General features: G+C 39.2%; 16 protein-coding genes. 10 read left to right on the top strand and 6 right to left on the bottom strand.

All coding sequences use genetic code 11. The features are described 5' to 3' along the window. Positions 1–151: 151 nt before the first annotated feature. Positions 152–1,444 carry a 4Fe-4S binding protein gene (locus H589_RS0102845; RefSeq protein WP_027720633.1) on the bottom strand — a complete coding sequence of 431 codons (1,293 nt, stop codon included), beginning with the start codon at positions 1,442–1,444 and terminating at the stop codon, positions 152–154. 80 nt (positions 1,445–1,524) lie between these two features. Then, on the bottom strand, positions 1,525–2,883 hold the full coding sequence (locus tag H589_RS0102840) for an aminotransferase-like domain-containing protein (protein WP_027720632.1): 1,359 nt from the start codon (positions 2,881–2,883) through the stop codon (positions 1,525–1,527). Positions 2,884–2,994: 111 nt separating this feature from the next. On the opposite strand from H589_RS0102840, the gene H589_RS0102835 reads away from it, so the two are divergent. Together H589_RS0102835 and H589_RS0102830 are read left to right on the top strand one after the other, a co-directional pair. Further along, the gene (locus H589_RS0102835) at positions 2,995–3,585 is read left to right on the top strand and encodes a LysE family translocator (RefSeq protein ID WP_027720631.1); all 591 of its coding nucleotides are present in this window, start codon (positions 2,995–2,997) and stop codon (positions 3,583–3,585) included. Positions 3,586–3,690: 105 nt separating this feature from the next. Next, on the top strand, positions 3,691–4,569 hold the full coding sequence (locus tag H589_RS0102830; protein WP_027720630.1) for an NAD(P)-dependent oxidoreductase: 879 nt from the start codon (positions 3,691–3,693) through the stop codon (positions 4,567–4,569). Positions 4,570–4,710: 141 nt separating this feature from the next. Here the strand turns inward: H589_RS0102830 and H589_RS0102825 are convergent, their stop codons facing one another. Beyond that, positions 4,711–5,652 (bottom strand): LysR family transcriptional regulator, encoded by a 942-nt coding sequence (locus H589_RS0102825; protein ID WP_027720629.1) that lies wholly within the window; start codon positions 5,650–5,652, stop codon positions 4,711–4,713. Positions 5,653–5,791: 139 nt separating this feature from the next. Here H589_RS0102825 and H589_RS0102820 point away from each other — a divergent pair, with 139 nt between their 5' ends. Both H589_RS0102820 and H589_RS0102815 read left to right on the top strand, forming a co-directional pair. Further along, positions 5,792–6,484 (top strand): 5'-methylthioadenosine/adenosylhomocysteine nucleosidase, encoded by a 693-nt coding sequence (locus tag H589_RS0102820; RefSeq protein WP_027720628.1) that lies wholly within the window; start codon positions 5,792–5,794, stop codon positions 6,482–6,484. A 69-nt stretch (positions 6,485–6,553) separates the two neighbouring features. Further along, the gene (locus H589_RS0102815; protein WP_027720627.1) at positions 6,554–7,033 is read left to right on the top strand and encodes an S-ribosylhomocysteine lyase; all 480 of its coding nucleotides are present in this window, start codon (positions 6,554–6,556) and stop codon (positions 7,031–7,033) included. A 1,010-nt stretch (positions 7,034–8,043) separates the two neighbouring features. On the opposite strand, the gene hisG is transcribed toward H589_RS0102815, so the two are convergent. The 3 genes from hisG to H589_RS0102795 form a co-directional block, all read right to left on the bottom strand. Continuing rightward, the gene (hisG, locus tag H589_RS0102805; protein ID WP_027720626.1) at positions 8,044–8,919 is read right to left on the bottom strand and encodes an ATP phosphoribosyltransferase; all 876 of its coding nucleotides are present in this window, start codon (positions 8,917–8,919) and stop codon (positions 8,044–8,046) included. Beyond that, a complete protein-coding gene (gene hisI / locus H589_RS0102800) occupies positions 8,919–9,293 on the bottom strand; it encodes a phosphoribosyl-AMP cyclohydrolase (RefSeq protein ID WP_027720625.1) in 375 nt (124 codons plus the stop codon). Before hisI ends, hisG begins: the two co-directional genes overlap by 1 nt. A 166-nt stretch (positions 9,294–9,459) precedes the next feature. Continuing rightward, positions 9,460–9,897, bottom strand: coding sequence for a Fur family transcriptional regulator (locus tag H589_RS0102795; RefSeq protein ID WP_027720624.1), 438 nt, complete (start codon positions 9,895–9,897; stop codon positions 9,460–9,462). Between the two features lie 230 nt (positions 9,898–10,127). Here H589_RS0102795 and H589_RS0102790 point away from each other — a divergent pair, with 230 nt between their 5' ends. The 6 genes from H589_RS0102790 (at position 10,128) to H589_RS0102765 (ending at position 17,351) form a co-directional block, all read left to right on the top strand. After that, positions 10,128–10,517, top strand: a complete 390-nt coding sequence (locus H589_RS0102790; RefSeq protein WP_027720623.1) for a hypothetical protein — start codon at positions 10,128–10,130, stop codon at positions 10,515–10,517. Between the two features lie 123 nt (positions 10,518–10,640). Further along, complete coding sequence (locus tag H589_RS0102785; protein WP_027720622.1) at positions 10,641–11,498, top strand: AraC family transcriptional regulator; 858 nt, start codon at positions 10,641–10,643, stop codon at positions 11,496–11,498. Positions 11,499–11,544: 46 nt separating this feature from the next. Continuing rightward, positions 11,545–12,459: a DMT family transporter gene (locus H589_RS19005; RefSeq protein ID WP_051249595.1), complete on the top strand. Its 915-nt coding sequence runs from the start codon at positions 11,545–11,547 to the stop codon at positions 12,457–12,459. Positions 12,460–12,570: 111 nt separating this feature from the next. Then, the gene (gene nhaA / locus H589_RS0102775; RefSeq protein ID WP_027720621.1) at positions 12,571–13,950 is read left to right on the top strand and encodes a Na+/H+ antiporter NhaA; all 1,380 of its coding nucleotides are present in this window, start codon (positions 12,571–12,573) and stop codon (positions 13,948–13,950) included. 257 nt (positions 13,951–14,207) lie between these two features. Further along, complete coding sequence (locus tag H589_RS20245; protein WP_245577028.1) at positions 14,208–16,121, top strand: PAS domain S-box protein; 1,914 nt, start codon at positions 14,208–14,210, stop codon at positions 16,119–16,121. Positions 16,122–16,376: 255 nt separating this feature from the next. Further along, positions 16,377–17,351 (top strand): efflux RND transporter periplasmic adaptor subunit, encoded by a 975-nt coding sequence (locus tag H589_RS0102765; protein ID WP_245577035.1) that lies wholly within the window; start codon positions 16,377–16,379, stop codon positions 17,349–17,351. Positions 17,352–17,509: the final 158 nt, after the last annotated feature.

Raw genomic sequence — 17,509 nt, 5'->3', positions numbered from 1 at the left:
AATACCTCTCAATCAAGATTGTATAAGATAAATACTATTAAGATAAGATCATCATAAATAACAATTTGCTGTTATGTATGTGAGCATAGCAAGGCCGTCATGAAGTATAAAGCAATCTATGCCAAAAAAGACATAAAAAATTCTTGTGTATCTATTTTGAAGTTCCGGACTTGAGGATATTTAAAAAACGAGATCGCAGTGCATCGCTCATCAGTCCCTTTTTTACAGGGGATAGTTTTAAAAAACCGCCAAGAAGTGATCGCATAAAATTTTCGCTGCGGCTGTTAGGATTATCAAAAATCAGGTTTTGTAAGGTTCCACGCTCTAGAGATTGTAAAATAACCCGCTCAAAGCTGTCTTCTGGATGTATTACACGCTGTTTGCGTTTATCCATTATAAGAGCGCTTGTTTTGCATTTAAGTGCGCAGACTCCGCAGCCAAGGCAAATCTCTTTATCAATAACAGCATACCGAACGGTCTTTTCAGATGGGTCTTTTTTATCCTTTTTATGAATTGAAATGGCATCAATGGGGCAGGCTTTTGCGCATAGGCCACAGCCATTGCAGTCATCAAAATTTATTTCTGCAATAAATGAGGAAGAGACCAGTATGCCCGGATAACCGGAGTATTTGATACCATTCATAAGATTACAGCAGCAGCCACAGCAATGGCATAAAAAACCGGCATTTTCTTTGACATTATCAGTGGTAATGGTGAACCCCATTTCTTTAGACCGGGCCATAATATCATTCATTTCAGAGCGTGATATTTCTCTGGCGAATTTATTACGGATCAAAAATTTTGCAGCATCACCCATGGAGGTGCATGTTTCAAGAGTTACATCGCAACCTTGTTTACCCTGATGCATTTTTTCATGTCTGCATGAGCATAGACCTACGGCAAATAAATCCTGGTTTTCAACCAATGCGGATGCTTTTTCATAGTCCAGAATTTCAACATGATCCACATCGCGGATAGTTTCTTCATGGGGAAGTGCGCGCATGACTGATATCTGTTGTCCGTCACCGAAGTTGGCTTTTAAAAAATCTTTATCACCGAACATATAATTATGAAAAAGTTCAGCCCACTTTTTGGAATCAAGTTCACCTTGAGTACGCATCATGCTGAATTCAAAAAAACCAATAATGAAAGGACTGATCATATATTCGTAGTGATCTTTCTCCCACAGGTCACAGATCAGTCCTTTAAAACACATGGATTCAAGCATGGGCTTTAAAGTTCGGGGCGGCATGTTCGTAAGTTTGGAAATACGCTCGATGGGCGAAGGGCGATATGGCATACGTACAATTAAATCAGCTTCAGCCTCAGTGTAGAGGGCTTTAAGCATCTCATACAGTGATTTTGACCATGGCATACGTACAGTGGTGTTATCTATTTTTTCACCTAGTTTGCGATAAATGTCTTTTCCAATTATGTGTCCCATAAAATAAAGTATCTTGCTTAGCCTTCATTTGGCAAGATTGTGTTTTAAGATATTAAAAAAGAAGCTTATTTAATTCACAGTTAATTAAGTATGATCTTACGCAGGAGATCAAGTCCATATCGTAATTCATCTATATTTTTAGTTCCGCTCAGAGATAATCTTGCCATGGACGGCACAGCTGTATCTCCCACAGCAAATTTTTCTGCGCAGAAAATATTGATACCGGCTTTGCGAGCCCTACTTTCAAGCATATATCCTTTCCACTGCTCTGGGAGTCTCAGCCACAGAAAAAAACTTGTTGAGCTGCCTTTTACATCAAGATCTTCTAACAAATCTCTAACCCCGTTGTATCTTTTATGGGCCGCTCTCCGTTTTAGTTTAATTGTTTTATCTGCTGTGCCGTCTTTAATCCATTGGCAGACTAGTTCTGCGTTTAATGACGGAGTCATCCAGACAGTATTTAAAATGCCATGAGCCAGTTTTTCGCATTTATCTTTTGCCGCCGATATAAATGCCACACGCAGTCCTGCTACAAACATTTTTGAAATTCCGGCAATGTGTACACTATTTTCTTTGGCAAATGCAGCAACAGGCGGCGTAGAATTTTCTACGGTCAAATTATATGCGTCATCTTCGATTATGATCAGGTTATGATTACGGACGACCATGGCTATTTTTTCACGTCTTGCTATCGGCATGCACACAGTTGTGGGATTTTGGGCGCTGGGGATAAGGTATACACCGCTTATTCTGTCTCTCCGGCAAGCGGTATCTAAAGCTTCAGGAATCATTCCATGCTCATCCATAGCGATGGGGACTAGCTTGATTCCAAACATTGCCGACAGAGTTTTCATACCGGGATAGGTTAAACAGTCAGTAGCAATTTTATCCCCCGGCCGGAAAAGAGAGATGAGGCTGCATGTAAGTGCGTGCTGGCTTCCAGAACAGACCAATACTTCATCAGGAGATACATTTAATCCGTATCGTTTGATCCATTCTACCCCGACTTCTCTGTGTTCAGGCAGGCCATTAGGATCTGTGTAGCGTAAAAAATTATTTATGTTTTTGCGTCTGAAGAGCTTTTTCATCCCTTCATTAATATCTGGATCAAGATCATAAAGAGTGTTGGCCAGACCAAGCTCTATCATGCCCGGTGCATATGGTTCAAACGAGACCATCGAAGAGTATGTTGCCGCGTCAGAAGCCACGTATGTCCCGCGTCCAACCGTACCGGATATCAGTCCTCGTTTCTCCGCTTCAGCATACCCTCTGGTTATCGTGCTCACGTTGATCTTCAGATCATCAGCAAGGTCTCGGTGTGTGGGCAGTTTATCACCGGGCCTGAGTTTGCCGGAAAAAATGTCACGTTCAATTGCGTCAGCTAGACTTTTATACTTGGGGACATTCTCATTGGTCAGTTCTGGCTTCCATTTTGTCATGCATACAATAATCACATTGACTACATACAATGTCAAGAATATGAATACAATTGTAAATATTTTTGCATACAATTTAATTAGCCTTGAGAGGTTATAGGGAGGGGAGTTCTAATGCAGGATAATTTTTGGCCTTTTTTTATTTTTGCAATTGTTATGGTTGGTACGCCGGGGCCGGCAAATTTAGCATCTATGGCATTGGGGCAATCTGTTGGTTTTAAAAGGTCTATTCCATTTTTAGCCGGAGCTGTGACTGGAGGCATGCTGACAGATATACTGGTCTTTATGGGGCTTGGTGAATTATTTGAATCATCCCCTGTTTTGGCTGGAATATTTAGGATAGCTGGTGTCATATATATTTTATATCTTGCTGTGAAAATATTGCGGATGCATGAGTTGTCTCCAACTGAAAAACCAGCATTTAAATTTACAGAGGGGCTATTGGTCCATCCGCTGAATCCTAAATGTTATGCAATGGCTATCTCTGCATTCAGCCAATTTGTAGACCCATCAGCTCCAAGGTTTTTTGAAGTGGTCATATTTGCTGCAACATTTACCTGTTGTGCAGCTTTCTTTCAAAGTCTGTGGTGTGTTGCAGGTGAAACCTTTATGAAAATGCTCAGTTCAAAAGCCGTACTTTATTCTGTAAACATTTCTATGGTTGTACTGATGGTTGGAGCAACTTTTTACGCGCTATATCAATAGGTTATTGTTGGAAGTCATGGCAGGGTGTTTACTGGGTAAATATTGTTATGATATAAGATGTTAACTTTGTTACTAAAGTTTTAAACTTCGTATGAGGGTTTTATAATGGGCAGAAGAATAGGTTGGATCGGAACAGGTGTTATGGGCGGGTCTATGTGTATGCATCTGCTTAAAGCAGGCAATGAAGCATTTGTATACAATCGTACTAAATCTAAAGCCGGGCACCTTATAGCGGAAGGAGCCGTTTGGTGTGATTCTCCTGCAGAAGTTGCTAAAAATGCAGATATTATTTTTACAATTGTCGGTTACCCAAGTGATGTCGAGCAGACAATACTTGGCGAGGATGGAGTTCTTGCCAATGCGAAATCCGGTAAGATTATTGTAGACATGACTACTTCGGAGCCGGCTCTTGCTGAGCGTATATCAAGTGAAGCTTCAGCCAAAGGGGTCATGGCTCTTGATGCTCCGGTTTCAGGTGGTGATCTCGGTGCCCGTAACGCAACTCTGGCAATCATGGTTGGTGGTGAACAGAGCGTTTTTGATGAAGTAAAAGATCTTTTTGAAATAATGGGCAGTAACATCCGTCTGATGGGTAAATCCGGAGCCGGACAGCATACGAAAATGTGTAACCAGATTCTTATTGCCGGAACAATGATAGGTGTAGTGGAGTCGCTTCTTTATTCATATAAGGCTGGAATGGACCTAAATGAAGTTATCGATGTCATAGGCTCCGGGGCAGCTGGATCATGGTCTATAAATAATCTTGGACGCCGTATTGCTGATGGCGATTTTAATCCCGGTTTTTTTATAAAACATTTTGTGAAAGATATGGGTATTGCTCTTGATGAAGCCAAGCGTATGAAGTTGTCTCTTCCCGGTCTGGCGCTGGTCAATCAGTTTTATATTGCTGCAATGGCTCTTGGTTATGAAGAGCTAGGAACTCAAGCTCTCTATAAAGTGCTGGAGTCTATGAACGGTAAATAATTTAAGATTGTTTTTGTAGAATCACTAAGGTCCGCTGAGAAATGTTTTTTCAGCGGACCTTTTAAGTTTTAGTCTGAAAGACAATTTTTAAATCAATTCGGCTTATAATTTTTTGATTTTATTTAAAATTATTTTAGGAAGTTATGTCAGATCAAGCATGGCATAGTTTTTATTCAATTCGTTTCTTAGATGCTCTTGAAAAACTTTCTCAGTAATTGTTATTTCTTTGTTTTTAAACTGTACACACGCGATTGTGTTTTGCAGTTTTTTTGGTGTCGGGCGTATAGCTACAATTGTTCCTGATGCTATCTTTTGATGCATAAGATGGCTGACCGTAATTCCAAGGCCTATTCCTTCTTCGATTGCAGCAATGATTGCTTCAGCACTGTCAGCGGTGAAAGCTAGGTTTAGAGAGGAAGGCTCTGTTTCAAAGTGTAATTTAAACCAGCTTTTAAAGAGAGCTGTGTCTGTTTTATACCCTATGTACTCAAGGTTCGTCAGGGGCTTGTAGCTGGCTCTACCTACGCGTTGCTGATAAAAATTACGGGAACAGGCCAGAACGAATTCTTCTGTGGCGACCGGTTCTATTGTATAAGCGGAAATCCCTCCGGGGGTATCCATCATGATCGGTAAAATATCTATGTATGCAAAATCCAGCTGGCCTTCAGAAACCATGGAAAAAAGTATTTTGGGATCTCCAAGTTCCAGTTGCAGCGAAGCAGCCGGGTACATTCTATGGAATGATGCGAATATTTTGGGGATATATTTTTTTCCGAATTCGTAAGGTGTGCCGATACGTAACTTTCCTGACGGTCTTTCAGATGTCTCATTGAGCTGTCGCACACCATGTTCGAGATCAAGCATAAACGTTTTAACAACTTCATACAGCTTTGTTCCAGCTGCTGTAGGAATCAGTCTGCGATTAACTCTCGTAAATAATGCAGTTTGCAGTTCTTCTTCTAATTTTTTTAAATGCTGACTAACCCCGGACTGAGTTATGTGCAGAAGCTTTGCTGCTTCAGTGCTGCTTTTTTCATTAAAAATATGATAAAATATCTTAAGTCTGTTTAAATCCGGTAACATCAATGAGTAACTCTCTTTTTAGTAAGTTTTACTAATCAAAAACAGTATAACTATTAATTTTACTAACTACAAATTCATTAATAATAAAGCAACAACTTCGACGGATATTCCGTCAAAACCGGAACTGAGGATTAAGAAAGTGAAGATAGGAATAATTGCGGCTATGAAAGAAGAGCTTGCCCTTCTTGTGGATAGGCTTGAGCAGCGTGAAGATACTCATTTTGGACAGTTTACCTACTATACAGGGTTTATTAACGGTGTAGAGGTTGCTTTGTTTTTATGCGGAATTGGAAAAGTTAATGCTGCTGTAGGGACTACCCTGCTTTTGGATAAATTTAAGCCGGACTATCTGATTAACACCGGTGTGGCAGGAGGCTTTCCTGAAGAGATCCGCATAGGCGATATAGTAATTTCGTCAGAGGTCCGCCATTACGATGCCGATGCAACTGCTTTTGATTATGAACTTGGTCAGATACCGCATATGCCAGCCTCTTATGAAGCAGATAAAATGCTGCTTGGTCTTGCAGAAAAAGCATGGATTAACGGCAGTATTAAAATCCATCAAGGGGCCATTTTATCCGGTGACTCCTTTGTACATACCGAACAGCAGGTTAGCCATATTATTGATAAATTTCCTGACGTAATGGCTGTTGAAATGGAAGGTGCTGCAATTGCCCAGACAGGGTTTCTGTTCAATATACCTTTCATTTTAATACGTTCTATTTCTGATAAAGTACGTGAAGAAGGAAGTTCTGCTGTATACGAAAAATGTCTGGAAAGAGCCGCTGCTAATTCCGTAGGCATTGTTCTTTCAATGCTTGATAATATGTAATTGAGTTTTTTATTCTATACCAATCTTCTTGGTAGCCTTTTACTAAATATACTTATTAAGGAGTTATGAATGAATAAGATTGAAAGTTTTAAAATTGATCATACAAGATTGCTACGTGGAGTATATGTTTCGCGTAAGGATAGAATTCATGCTGAAACCATCACTACTTTTGACTTGCGTATGAAGGAACCTGATAACGAGCCAGCTCTTGATTGCGCCGCTGCTCATACGCTCGAGCATATAGGGGCTACTTTTCTTCGTAATCACAAAAAATTCGGTGATAAAATAATCTATTTCGGTCCTATGGGATGTCTGACTGGATTCTATTTGTTGCTGGCCGGTGATTTCGAATCAAAAGATGTTGTTGAATTAATAAAAGAATTCTTTGAATTCGCAGCTGAGTTTGAAGGAGATATCCCCGGGGCAAGTGCTGTAGAGTGCGGTAATCATACTTTGATGGATTTATCCACAGCAAAAAGGGAAGCTGGAAAATATTATGATCAGATTCTGGATAACATGACTAATGAAAATTTAGTTTATCCTGAATAAATGAGATTCAGGATGAAAAGATCAATCGGTTGCTGCGGTAATTACAGCAGCAACCGATCTTAAAACAGAGGTCATTAAACCAGAGTTCATATAATAGTGAGTGGAGTCACTATATGTTAGATATGTATGTTACCCACCTCCGGCATGATAAATCAATCAGAATTTTAAACATAATTTTTATTTAAAATATTTAATATAAAGAATGTTATTTTTTATTTAAAATAAATATATTATCTTATTTATAGTTATCGATAAATGTGCTGTTTCAAGGTGCTTTTTACCGCGAACAGCAGCACTAAAATCCGTATTGATATACATTGCAAATTTTACAATATTGCCGCTTTATCCTGGCCAGCAAAATATTTTTTAATTTTGAATTGTTGGATGATTCTTTATATCTGGCTATGGCTTACAGAATTCATTGTCGATGAAATATATATTTGTCAGTTGAAATGCTTAAAATAGTATTCACTGTTTTTGTGGTGCGTTCTTTTTGACCGTAAATCTTACTTGCTATCAAATTAAATCGATAAGAGACGATTTGATTTGATATTGATTTATATATCATAATATATTTACGATAATAATTTATATTTGGGCTAGTTTTGGAAGCGGGTGAGCATTGAAATGATGAAAAGCACTACGAGAACTGCCAGTAGAAGAGTGTTGATATTGACTCCTCCTTTGACCTTTTGTCTCTTACGGTATCCGAAGATTAGAAACAGTATTGCTATGAACAGTAGTAGTTTGAACATGGGTACCATGTGTTAGCCGCTGCGACTGGCAGGGGCAGTATTCTGATGCGTTTTTTAATTATTTGCTAAAGATTAGTTTCATTAAATCTTTCTTTAATAAAAAGCAAAATGGTGTGTTGGAGAGAAAACAGGGGTAGGCATTTATGATGATAGAGCATGGGCGAATCTTATTGAAATTTACGGAGAGGGAAACCTTTTAAGATGTTCCCCTCTCCGTACTTCACAGGGCCGCTGTATGCTGCCCATAATGAATATTTAAATAACTTTATTAAGCGGATATTCTATGATGCCTTCTACTCCCAAATCCATTAATTGCGGGATGAGCTCACGAACCGCAATTTCTTCAACCATGATTTCAACGGAAACCCAGTTGACATCAGATAGATCTGATACGGTAGGTGAGTTAAGGCTGGGCAGCATGTTCATTGCTTTTTCCAGGGCATTTTTGGGCATATTCATTTTCAAGCCGACCATTTTTTCAGCTTTGAGCGCACCTTGCAGAAGAAGATTGATATTCTCAATCTTTTTGCGCTTCCATGGATTTTCCCACGCTTCTTTGTTGGCAAGCAGTATGGTGTTGGTCTGCATTACCTCATCAATGATGCGCAGGCCGTGGGCTTTAATGGTTGTACCTGTTTCGGTAACTTCAACAATTGCGTCGCAAAGACCTTCAACGACCTTTGCTTCAGTTGCACCCCAGGAGTAGAAAACTTCAACATCGATACCTTTTTCTTCAAAGTATCTTTTGGTAACTCCTAGAAGTTCGGTAGCAACTTTTTTGCCGGCGAGGTCTTCAGGTTTCATGTAGGGAGAATCTCCGGCAACAGCCAGAATCCAGCGTGCAGGACGGTTACTTACCTTGGAGTATACCAGGTTTGAAACTTCAACTACATCAGAGTTGTTTTCAAGAATCCAGTCTTTTCCTGTCATTCCGGCATCTAAAATACCGTCTTCAACGTACTTTGCCATTTCCTGTGCACGGCACATGGAGATGTTAAGTTCTTCGTCGTTGACATCAGGAAAATAGTTTCTGTGGTGCAGATTTATTTTCCAGCCGGATTTAGCGAAAAGTTTGATTGTTGAATCTTGCAGGGAGCCTTTTGGAAGACCGATTTTGAGTGTATCAGACATTATTTATATACCTCCTTAGGGTCAAAAACCATTGGCGAGCATTCAATTACTTCGCCGTCCTTAAGTTCACGAAAAAAACAACTTCTATAGCCTTTATGACATGCAGCTCCACCGATCTGGTCTATAAGAAGAACAAGTGTGTCATCATCGCAGTCGATTTTGATGGACTTAATTTTCTGTACATGACCTGATGTGCCGCCCTTGTGCCAGAGGGTGTTGCGGCTCCTGCTCCAGTAATGGGCATCGCCTGTTTCAAGCGTTTTGTTCCACGCTTCTTCATTCATGTATGCCATCATCAGGACTTCGCCTGTTTCGGCATCCTGTGCGATAGCCGGTATTAGACCGTTCATTTTTTTAAAATCAGGCTTGATCATACAATCCTCTGTTTTAGGGTGGCCGCATTTTGCTGGCCGCATTTTAAAGTTCGTCTATTGGAGTTTGTTCCAGCCACTTGCCTATATATTGATTTCCTAGAGACAAAAAAAGCGCCGTCTGTATTCAGGCGGCGCTTTTAAGTGTGTGTAAGGAAATATCTGCGTATTATTCGCTTTTTTCCTGGCACTCCTTGCAGACGCCGAAGAGATACATTTCATGATGAGTAAGCACGAAACCATGCTTTTTTGCGAGTTTTTCCTGTAAATGTTCAATCTCAGGATCGACAGCTTCGATGGTTTTGCCGCAATGCTCGCAAACAAGATGGTCATGATGCTCATGGCCATACTTATGCTCATAGCGGATAACACCGTCATTGAAATCTACAGCTTTGGCAATGCCGGATTCGGCAAGAAGTTTCAGGGTACGGTAAACAGTTGCCTGCCCGATGGAGGAATCTTCGGTTCGGATCAGATTGTACAGTTCTTCAGAAGAAATATGACTTTCCTCAGCAAGAAAAACTTCAATAATAGTTTTTCTTTGAGGAGTCATTTTCAGTCTCTGTTTAGACAGATACTCAGTAAAAATATCTTGCGCTGATTTCATTAACTGCATCCATAATTTGTTGATTACCGTTACGAATACAGTCTCCTACATTGGATCGAAGGTTAATGTCAAATCCCCATTGCCCATATTTGATCATAGGAGTATGAATATTTCAATTTAGTGACAGAAACATGCCATATCCATTAAGATATCAGTTAAATTTGTAGGCTGTGGGGGATTTTATTTTTTGCCCGGCCTAGGAAGTAAAAATAATAACAAGGAGTTTTATAATGGAACTTGAAAAATTTATTTCCGAGTGGGATATTGATACTGCAGGGGTTAAAGATCTTTTCATTGAATTCAAAAATCTTCTGGAATCACTAAGTGATACTAAAATAGAATTTCATGCTCGGCCCGGCGTTACTTACTCTATGCGTGGTGTTAAAACATCCCAGTCTAAATGGCCTCTTTATGTAATGGTCGATGTCATTGATGACGACCCAACTGAGCGCTGGCTTTCAGTTTGTTTTTTCGGTGACTGTATTACCGATCCTGACGAGCTTGGGGATCTTGTTCCTGGTGGCCTGCTTGGAGAAGATGGGCATTGCTTTGATGCTGATGATGCCGACTCCAAAGTATACCTTACCGCCAGAATTAAAGAAGCGCATGCCAACCAGTAGAATAAATACGGTGTATGCTTTTGGGATATAAGTTCAGTATTTTCTTAAAATCCGGAAAATCATTAATTGATTTTCCGGATTTTAAGTTTTTCTGATTTTTTAAAGATGCTGGAGACTGATTTGATGGCGGTTTATAAGTCAGATGATAGCAGTTGCAACGAGGCTGTATCCTATAGGAAAGTTTCGTTTATGAATGGTGTGATAGAAATGCTGCATGCACGCTATGTTACCCAGAGATTTTCTAAACATATGCATGAAGATTATGCTGTCGGCATTATTGAAAAAGGGGCCATAGAATTCAGGTATCGCGGATCTGATCTCGTTGCACCGCAGGGTATGATTAACATGGTTGTTCCCGGTGAAGTTCATGATGGTCATGCTGTTTCAGATGAAGGATGGTCATATCGTATGTTTTATCTTTCTCCTGAAATTCTTTTTAATTTAACCGCTGAGATTACAACTAAGCCAGTGCAACCAAATTTTCGGGATGGGGTACTGGATGATAGTTTACTTGCTCAAGATATTGCTTATGTGCATCGTACTATTAATGCGGATCATGCCTCGTCTCTTGAAAAAGAATCTCTTCTGCTTAGTCTGCTCATAGACTGGATTTCACGTCATGCAGATGAAACAGAGTCATGGCCTGATATTGGTAATGAGCATAGAGCGGTAAAACTTGCCCGTGATTTTATGGAGGACAGTTTTAGCTTGGATATGAGCCTTGAAGAAATTTCGTCACTTGGTAACCTCAGCCATTTTCATTTTATCCGTGTTTTTGAGAAAGAAATCGGTATCACTCCGCATGCCTATCTTAGTCAAGTCAGAGTCAATAGGGCTAAAGCTATGCTCAGCGGTTCTGACCGCCTTGCAGATATCGCATCAAGATGCGGTTTTTATGATCAAAGTCATTTTACTCGTCAGTTTCGTAAGCAGTTCGGAATAACTCCCGGCAAATACCGCAATTTTATCCAAAACAGTTAATACCTCTTTTGCTTAGTTTCGAGCTCAATATAAAAGGAGTAATCGAATGTTAAAAGAGTATATTAATCTTTCTCTAGCTATGTTTATTGTGGGCAGCTCTGTTGTGGCTGGTAAAATAATGGTGGAAAGTCTGCCCGTATTTTTATCTTCAGCTATGCGCTTTGCGCTGGCATCATTAGTGATGCTACCGATTTTATTTTTTAAGGAAGGCGGATTGCCAAGACTGTCTCGATTAAGTTGTGGAGTTTTAGTCCTACAGTCCTTTTGTGGTTCATTTCTTTTTACTGTCTGTCTGTTATATGGGCTTAAATATATAAGCCCAGCTTCTGCCGGGATTATTACCAGTACAACTCCAGCATTCATGGGGGTACTCGGCTGGGGATTGTTTAAGGATAAGCTTTCAGGTTTAACAATAGCTGGAATCTGTTTTTCCATTGCCGGGGTCATGGTTTTAAGTACAGGAGCAAGCGGTGGTTCTGGGGTTGGTAATATGTACGGTTTCTTACTTGTTTTGGGAGCTGTGTTAGCAGAGTCACTTTTTCTGGTTTTACGTAAATGGGTGAAAGAACCTTTATCGCCACTCGCAGTAACTACGCTGATTTCGTTACTAGGTTTTTTCTGGTTTTTGCCATCAGGAGTGTATGAATTTATGACAACTGATCTTAATATTGTTCAGGAACAGTCATGGTTGGCTCTTGTGTATTATGGATTAGTCGTAACAGCGCTGGCTTATCTGCTCTGGTTTGCCGGGATTATACATGTGCAGGCTTCAATTGCCGGAATTTTTACCGGGATAATGCCTGTTACAGCGGTATGTCTCTCTTCACTGGTGCTTGGGGAAGAATTGCATTGGACCCATTTGGCTGGTTGTATTTTAGTGTTCATTGGAATTTTGCTCATTTCAGGTATATTGGGAAAATGTTTTTTAAAAAATTATATAATTAAAAAAATAGAAATCTGAATATTTTCGGTATATCCAAGATAAAAGTTAATACAAATACATTTTTAATTGAAATAATAATGTGTTTTATTCAGAATAACTTATTATTGCACTCAAAAACAGGGAGCTACAATGGGTAAGGCAAAAGTTTTAACAAGAGATGATTCACACATCATTGATAAAATGATGCAGCCTTTTTATGAGTTCGTCCATATTGAATCATCCGGTGGCTTGGTACTTATCATTACGACAATTATTGCTCTAGTCTGGGCTAATTCCCCATGGGGGTATCTGTATGAGGCTTTTAAGAATGCTCCTCTTACAGTTGGAGTTGGTGAATTTATTCTTTCCAAACCGGCAATTCTCTGGATTAATGATGGTCTGATGGCTGTTTTTTTCTTTTTGGTCGGGCTAGAGATAAAGCGTGAGATTCTTGTAGGAGAGCTTAATTCTTTTCGGCAGGCATCATTACCTATTTTTGCTGCTGTTGGAGGTATGGTTGTTCCCGCTCTTGTTTATGCCGTTTTTAATATAGGAACTCCTTCTGTGCATGGATGGGGAATTCCTATGGCAACCGATATTGCTTTTTCTCTTGGAGTTCTTTCAATGCTAGGTGACAGAGTTCCGTTAAGTCTTAAAATATTTCTAACAGCTGTAGCCATTGTCGACGATATTGGCGCAATTCTTGTGATCGCTGTTTTCTATTCATCTGGTGTTTCTTTATGGATAATAGGGCTGGGGCTTTTGTTTTTTGTTTGTATGCTCTTGCTTAACAGGGCCGGTGTCAGGTCGCCTACACCTTATCTTCTTTTTGGAATTCTTATGTGGCTTGCATTTCTTAAAAGCGGTGTTCATGCGACCGTTGCAGGTGTACTCGCAGCTATGTCTATTCCAGCGACCACAAAAATATGTTGCGGTGATTTTATTGGCTCAATGCAAAAACATCTTACCGATTATGATTTTGGAGGAGGAAAAAGTAAGGTTACACTTTCAAATAAGGAAATGCTTTCAGCTCTTGGCTCTATGAACAAGAATGTGCTTATGGCTTCACCTCCGCTTAAAAGGATTGAAGATAATCTGCATTACTTTGTTGCTTTTGGGATTATGCCTATTTTTGCTCTTGCTAATGCTGGAATCAATTTCAGCAGTGATGGTGGTGGGATTGATGTGTTTCATCCGGTAAGTCTGGGGATATTTTTCGGTCTTATAGTAGGCAAGGCTGTTGGTATATGTTCAGCCAGCTGGATTGCTATCCGGATTGGTGTGGCAGATATGCCGAAGTCTCTTGTTCCCGGCCATTTTGTCGGAGCATCGTTGTTGGCCGGAATAGGTTTTACCATGTCCATATTTATTGCAACCCTTGCATGGGATGCCAGTTCTCCTTTTATTGCAGATGCCAAGTTCAGTATTTTGGCGGCTTCTTCCGTGGCAGGAGTTTTAGGCTTTCTGGTTTTGCGCAGTTGTCCTTTAAACTTACAATGCCCGGTAAATAGTGCCAATACTAAACCGTAATATAGTCCTTGCAGCATTACTTTATTGTTGTAGCATGATGTGTTTTAGCTGTGCATATAGTTGAGTTTAAGCATTATTCAAATGTCACAACATACTCCCTTTAATTATTTGTATCCATAATGTTAAATAAAACAGCAATTAAAATTTTAAGATATGTCGTACTAACCATCTTAATCGTGTTGGTGCTGGATTTTTTTGTTCTTCCTGCTTTAGGATGGTTTCTTTTCAGTACTGAATTTATCTTGGTTAATTTATTTATGATTTTTATTGCGGTGACTATTTTCATCGCTGTGTATAAAATAAGTAATAAAAATGATGAAATTGAGACAACCAGAGCGATGCTTTGCGAAGCTCAGTCTATTTCCGGTCTTGGTAATTGGAATTTAGATATTTGTACCGGTATAGTTTGGTGGTCCAGTGAGATTTATAAAATTTTTGGAGTAGATGAAGAGTATATAGCATCTCAGAAAAGTTTTTTAAAACGGGTTCATCCTGATGATAGAAGAAAAGTCCGGGATCTATACACCCGTGCAATGGAAAACAAAGAAAATTATATATTTGATCACAGAGTGATCAGGCCTAGCGGAGAAGTACGGTATGTAAGTGTGAAGGGTGGATTTGAGTACGATAAGTATGGAGAGACCGTCCGTGCATATGGAGTAGTACTTGATATTACAAAACGTAAAATGTTTGAAAACGGGTTGCGTGAAAGTAATGAGAGATTTGATCATATCAGTGATCGGCTTAGTGACAGGTTCTTTTTTTTCTCCCATACGATTAGTGGTGAATTTATCAATCTAAGTAAAGGTGTTGAACTTCTTGGTTATGGGGCGGCAGAGAAATTCATAGGATCTAAGTGTGTTGATCTTGTTCCATGGACTTCTGACTCTTTAGAAAAGGCCGCTAAGAACAAAGATGAAATTATTTCCGGCAAGAAAGATACTGCTGAGTATGAATTATCATATATACATTCTGACGGAACTGAGCATTTTCTTACCATTATTTCATATACGACTTTTAATTTTGAAAGAAATGAATCTGTTTTTGAAGGAATCGCAATTGATGTGACTGCGAGAAAAAGCGGTGAAGAAAAACTCAAGGTTTTGACCCGCGCAATTGAAAATGCTCCGGTTTCTGTCGTCGTAACCGACATTACTGGCGCTATCACATATGTGAATCCTTATTTTTCAGTGGAAACTGGATATAGCCGGGAAGAGGCTCTGGGGCAAAACCCACGTATTTTGAAATCCGGTAAGCATGATGACGAGTTTTATAAAGGAATGTGGGAAACAGTCAGTCGCGGGGAAACATGGCGTTCTGAACTTCTTAATAAGAAAAAGGATGGTTCTTTATATTGGGAGTCGGCTTCAATTTCGCCGGTATATAATAAAGGTGAAATTGTCAGTTATGTGGCTGTTAAAGAGGATATTAACGACAGGAAGGATTTGGAATGTCTTAAAAATGATATTGATCTTATTATGCGACATGATCTTAAGACTCCTTTAAATGGAATCATAGGTTTGCCGGGGTTGTTATTGATGGATGATAATCTTACCGATGAGCAAAGACATTTAATCAAGGTGATTGAAGATTCCGGCCACAATATGCTTCATATGATTGATCTGTCCCTTGATATGTTCAAAATGGAGAAAGGTGAGTATGAGTATTCACCGATAAAGGTCGATATTTTGGGCGTAGCCAGACAAGTTATAGAACAGAGTTGTTCTAAGTCTTCAACCTGTAAAGTAGGTATTGAGACATTTCTGAATAATAATAAAACAGATGAAAACTCAAAAATGTTTGTTTATGGAGAGGAACGCCTTGTTTATTCTTTAATGTCTGGACTTATTATCAACGCAATTGAAGCTTCTTCTGCTGGTGAAGTTGTTCGGATTGAATTCTTTAGTATAGGCATATCTGCTATTAATATTTGTAATAAAGGAGTTGTTCCGCAACAGATCAGGGATAATTTTTTTCAAAAGTTTGTTACAGAAGGAAAACGGTTAGGCACTGGAATTGGAACATACTCGGCAAAGTTAATGGCAGATACTATGCATTATGATTTGACCATGAAAACATCAGATTCTGCTAATGAAACTTGTATAAGAATAATTATTCCTTCTGAGATGCAGAAACAGGATAAGTTGCTATCGGTTAATGGGCAGTCATAGCAGTACTTCTGCCATCTATTACAATTCTAAGATTTTTTTTATTTTGCCGATTCAATCAGAATGATTGAATCGGTTTTTTGTATGGTCAGCATTTACAGTGCGAGTACATTTGATTATGGAAAGCATAACTGAATTGAGTAGTGAGTTACTGTGATTACTAAAGTTCTGTTTAATTTATGTTATTTGTAACAGTATACAATAGTGTGGGCATTGATGAAAATTAAAACGATGTTTTATAGAGTTATATACTTGGCTGTGTTTATTACAAGTTTTGCTATTTGTGTTTCAACAGATATTGCCTCAGCTGGTAATGCTAAGACATTTAAAGCCACAGCTGCATCAAGGTTGATCACTCTTACAGGGTTTACGAGGCCGCGTGTCAGTATGACTTTGGTCAGTGAAGAATCGGCTATGTGTATAAATGTTTACGCTGATGTCGGAGATATAATCGGTTCTGATGGTAAATTAGCTAAACTTGACCCAACTTTTATCAAGCTTGAAATTGCTCAGTTGGTTGCAGATAGAGATCGTTTGCAGTCAGATGTCAACTATTACAGCAAAGAGGCTGAGCGTTATGTTAAACTGGTTAAGAAGAATACAGCAGCTCAGTCGGAACTCGATCTTCATATACGTAATTTGAAAAGTGCTGAATCACTACTTCGCTCAATCCAGTTAAAGCTTAACGTCAACCGGGAGCATTTACGGCGCTATAATTTACGAGCTCCGTCTGGATGGCGGGTGATCAAGCGTTATATAGAACCGGGAGAATGGGTAACTAAAGGTGAGAAAATTGCTGAGCTTGGTAATTTTAAAACTCTTTTAGTTCCTTACGCACTGACGATTAAAGAACTTGAAAAAGTGCAGAGTATAAAATCATCGCTAACGTTTATTCTACCAGACCTTGGAATAACTGTCCCAGCTAAATTGGAACGAATTTCGCCAGATTTTGACCCTGAGACCCGTAAAGTTGAAGTTGATTTTGAAATAAGCAAAGCCACATTTAATTTCAGGGGTGGGCTGCGTACAGAATTGAATTTAGAAATGCCTGACCCGGGAGGGGCTGTAGTTGTTCCTGTCTCATCTTTGGTCAAAGCCTATGATGATAACTTCATTGTGCGTCCTGATGGAGTTAGGGTAAAAGTTCTTATCCTTGGCGAAGCCAGTGAGGGTAAATTAAGAGTTTCCTCAAGAGCAGTAAAAGCTGGAGAAGAATTTTTATTGAATCCTTAACGGTATTTTTATTAGTCTTTTTCTGAAATATTTCTATTTCATATTAATCAAAATAAACTTTGCTGGATCGGAAAAAAGAGGCAGAGGAAATCGTTAATGACTTTCATGGCTGTTATGGGACGATTCTTAAAATTTACCTATTAATATCAAAAGTTAGA

The organism is Maridesulfovibrio zosterae DSM 11974, assembly GCF_000425265.1.
GTDB lineage: Bacteria > Desulfobacterota > Desulfovibrionia > Desulfovibrionales > Desulfovibrionaceae > Maridesulfovibrio > Maridesulfovibrio zosterae.
The sequence above is the reverse complement of the archived record's forward strand: the minus strand, read 5'-3'. Positions and strand labels throughout refer to the sequence as shown.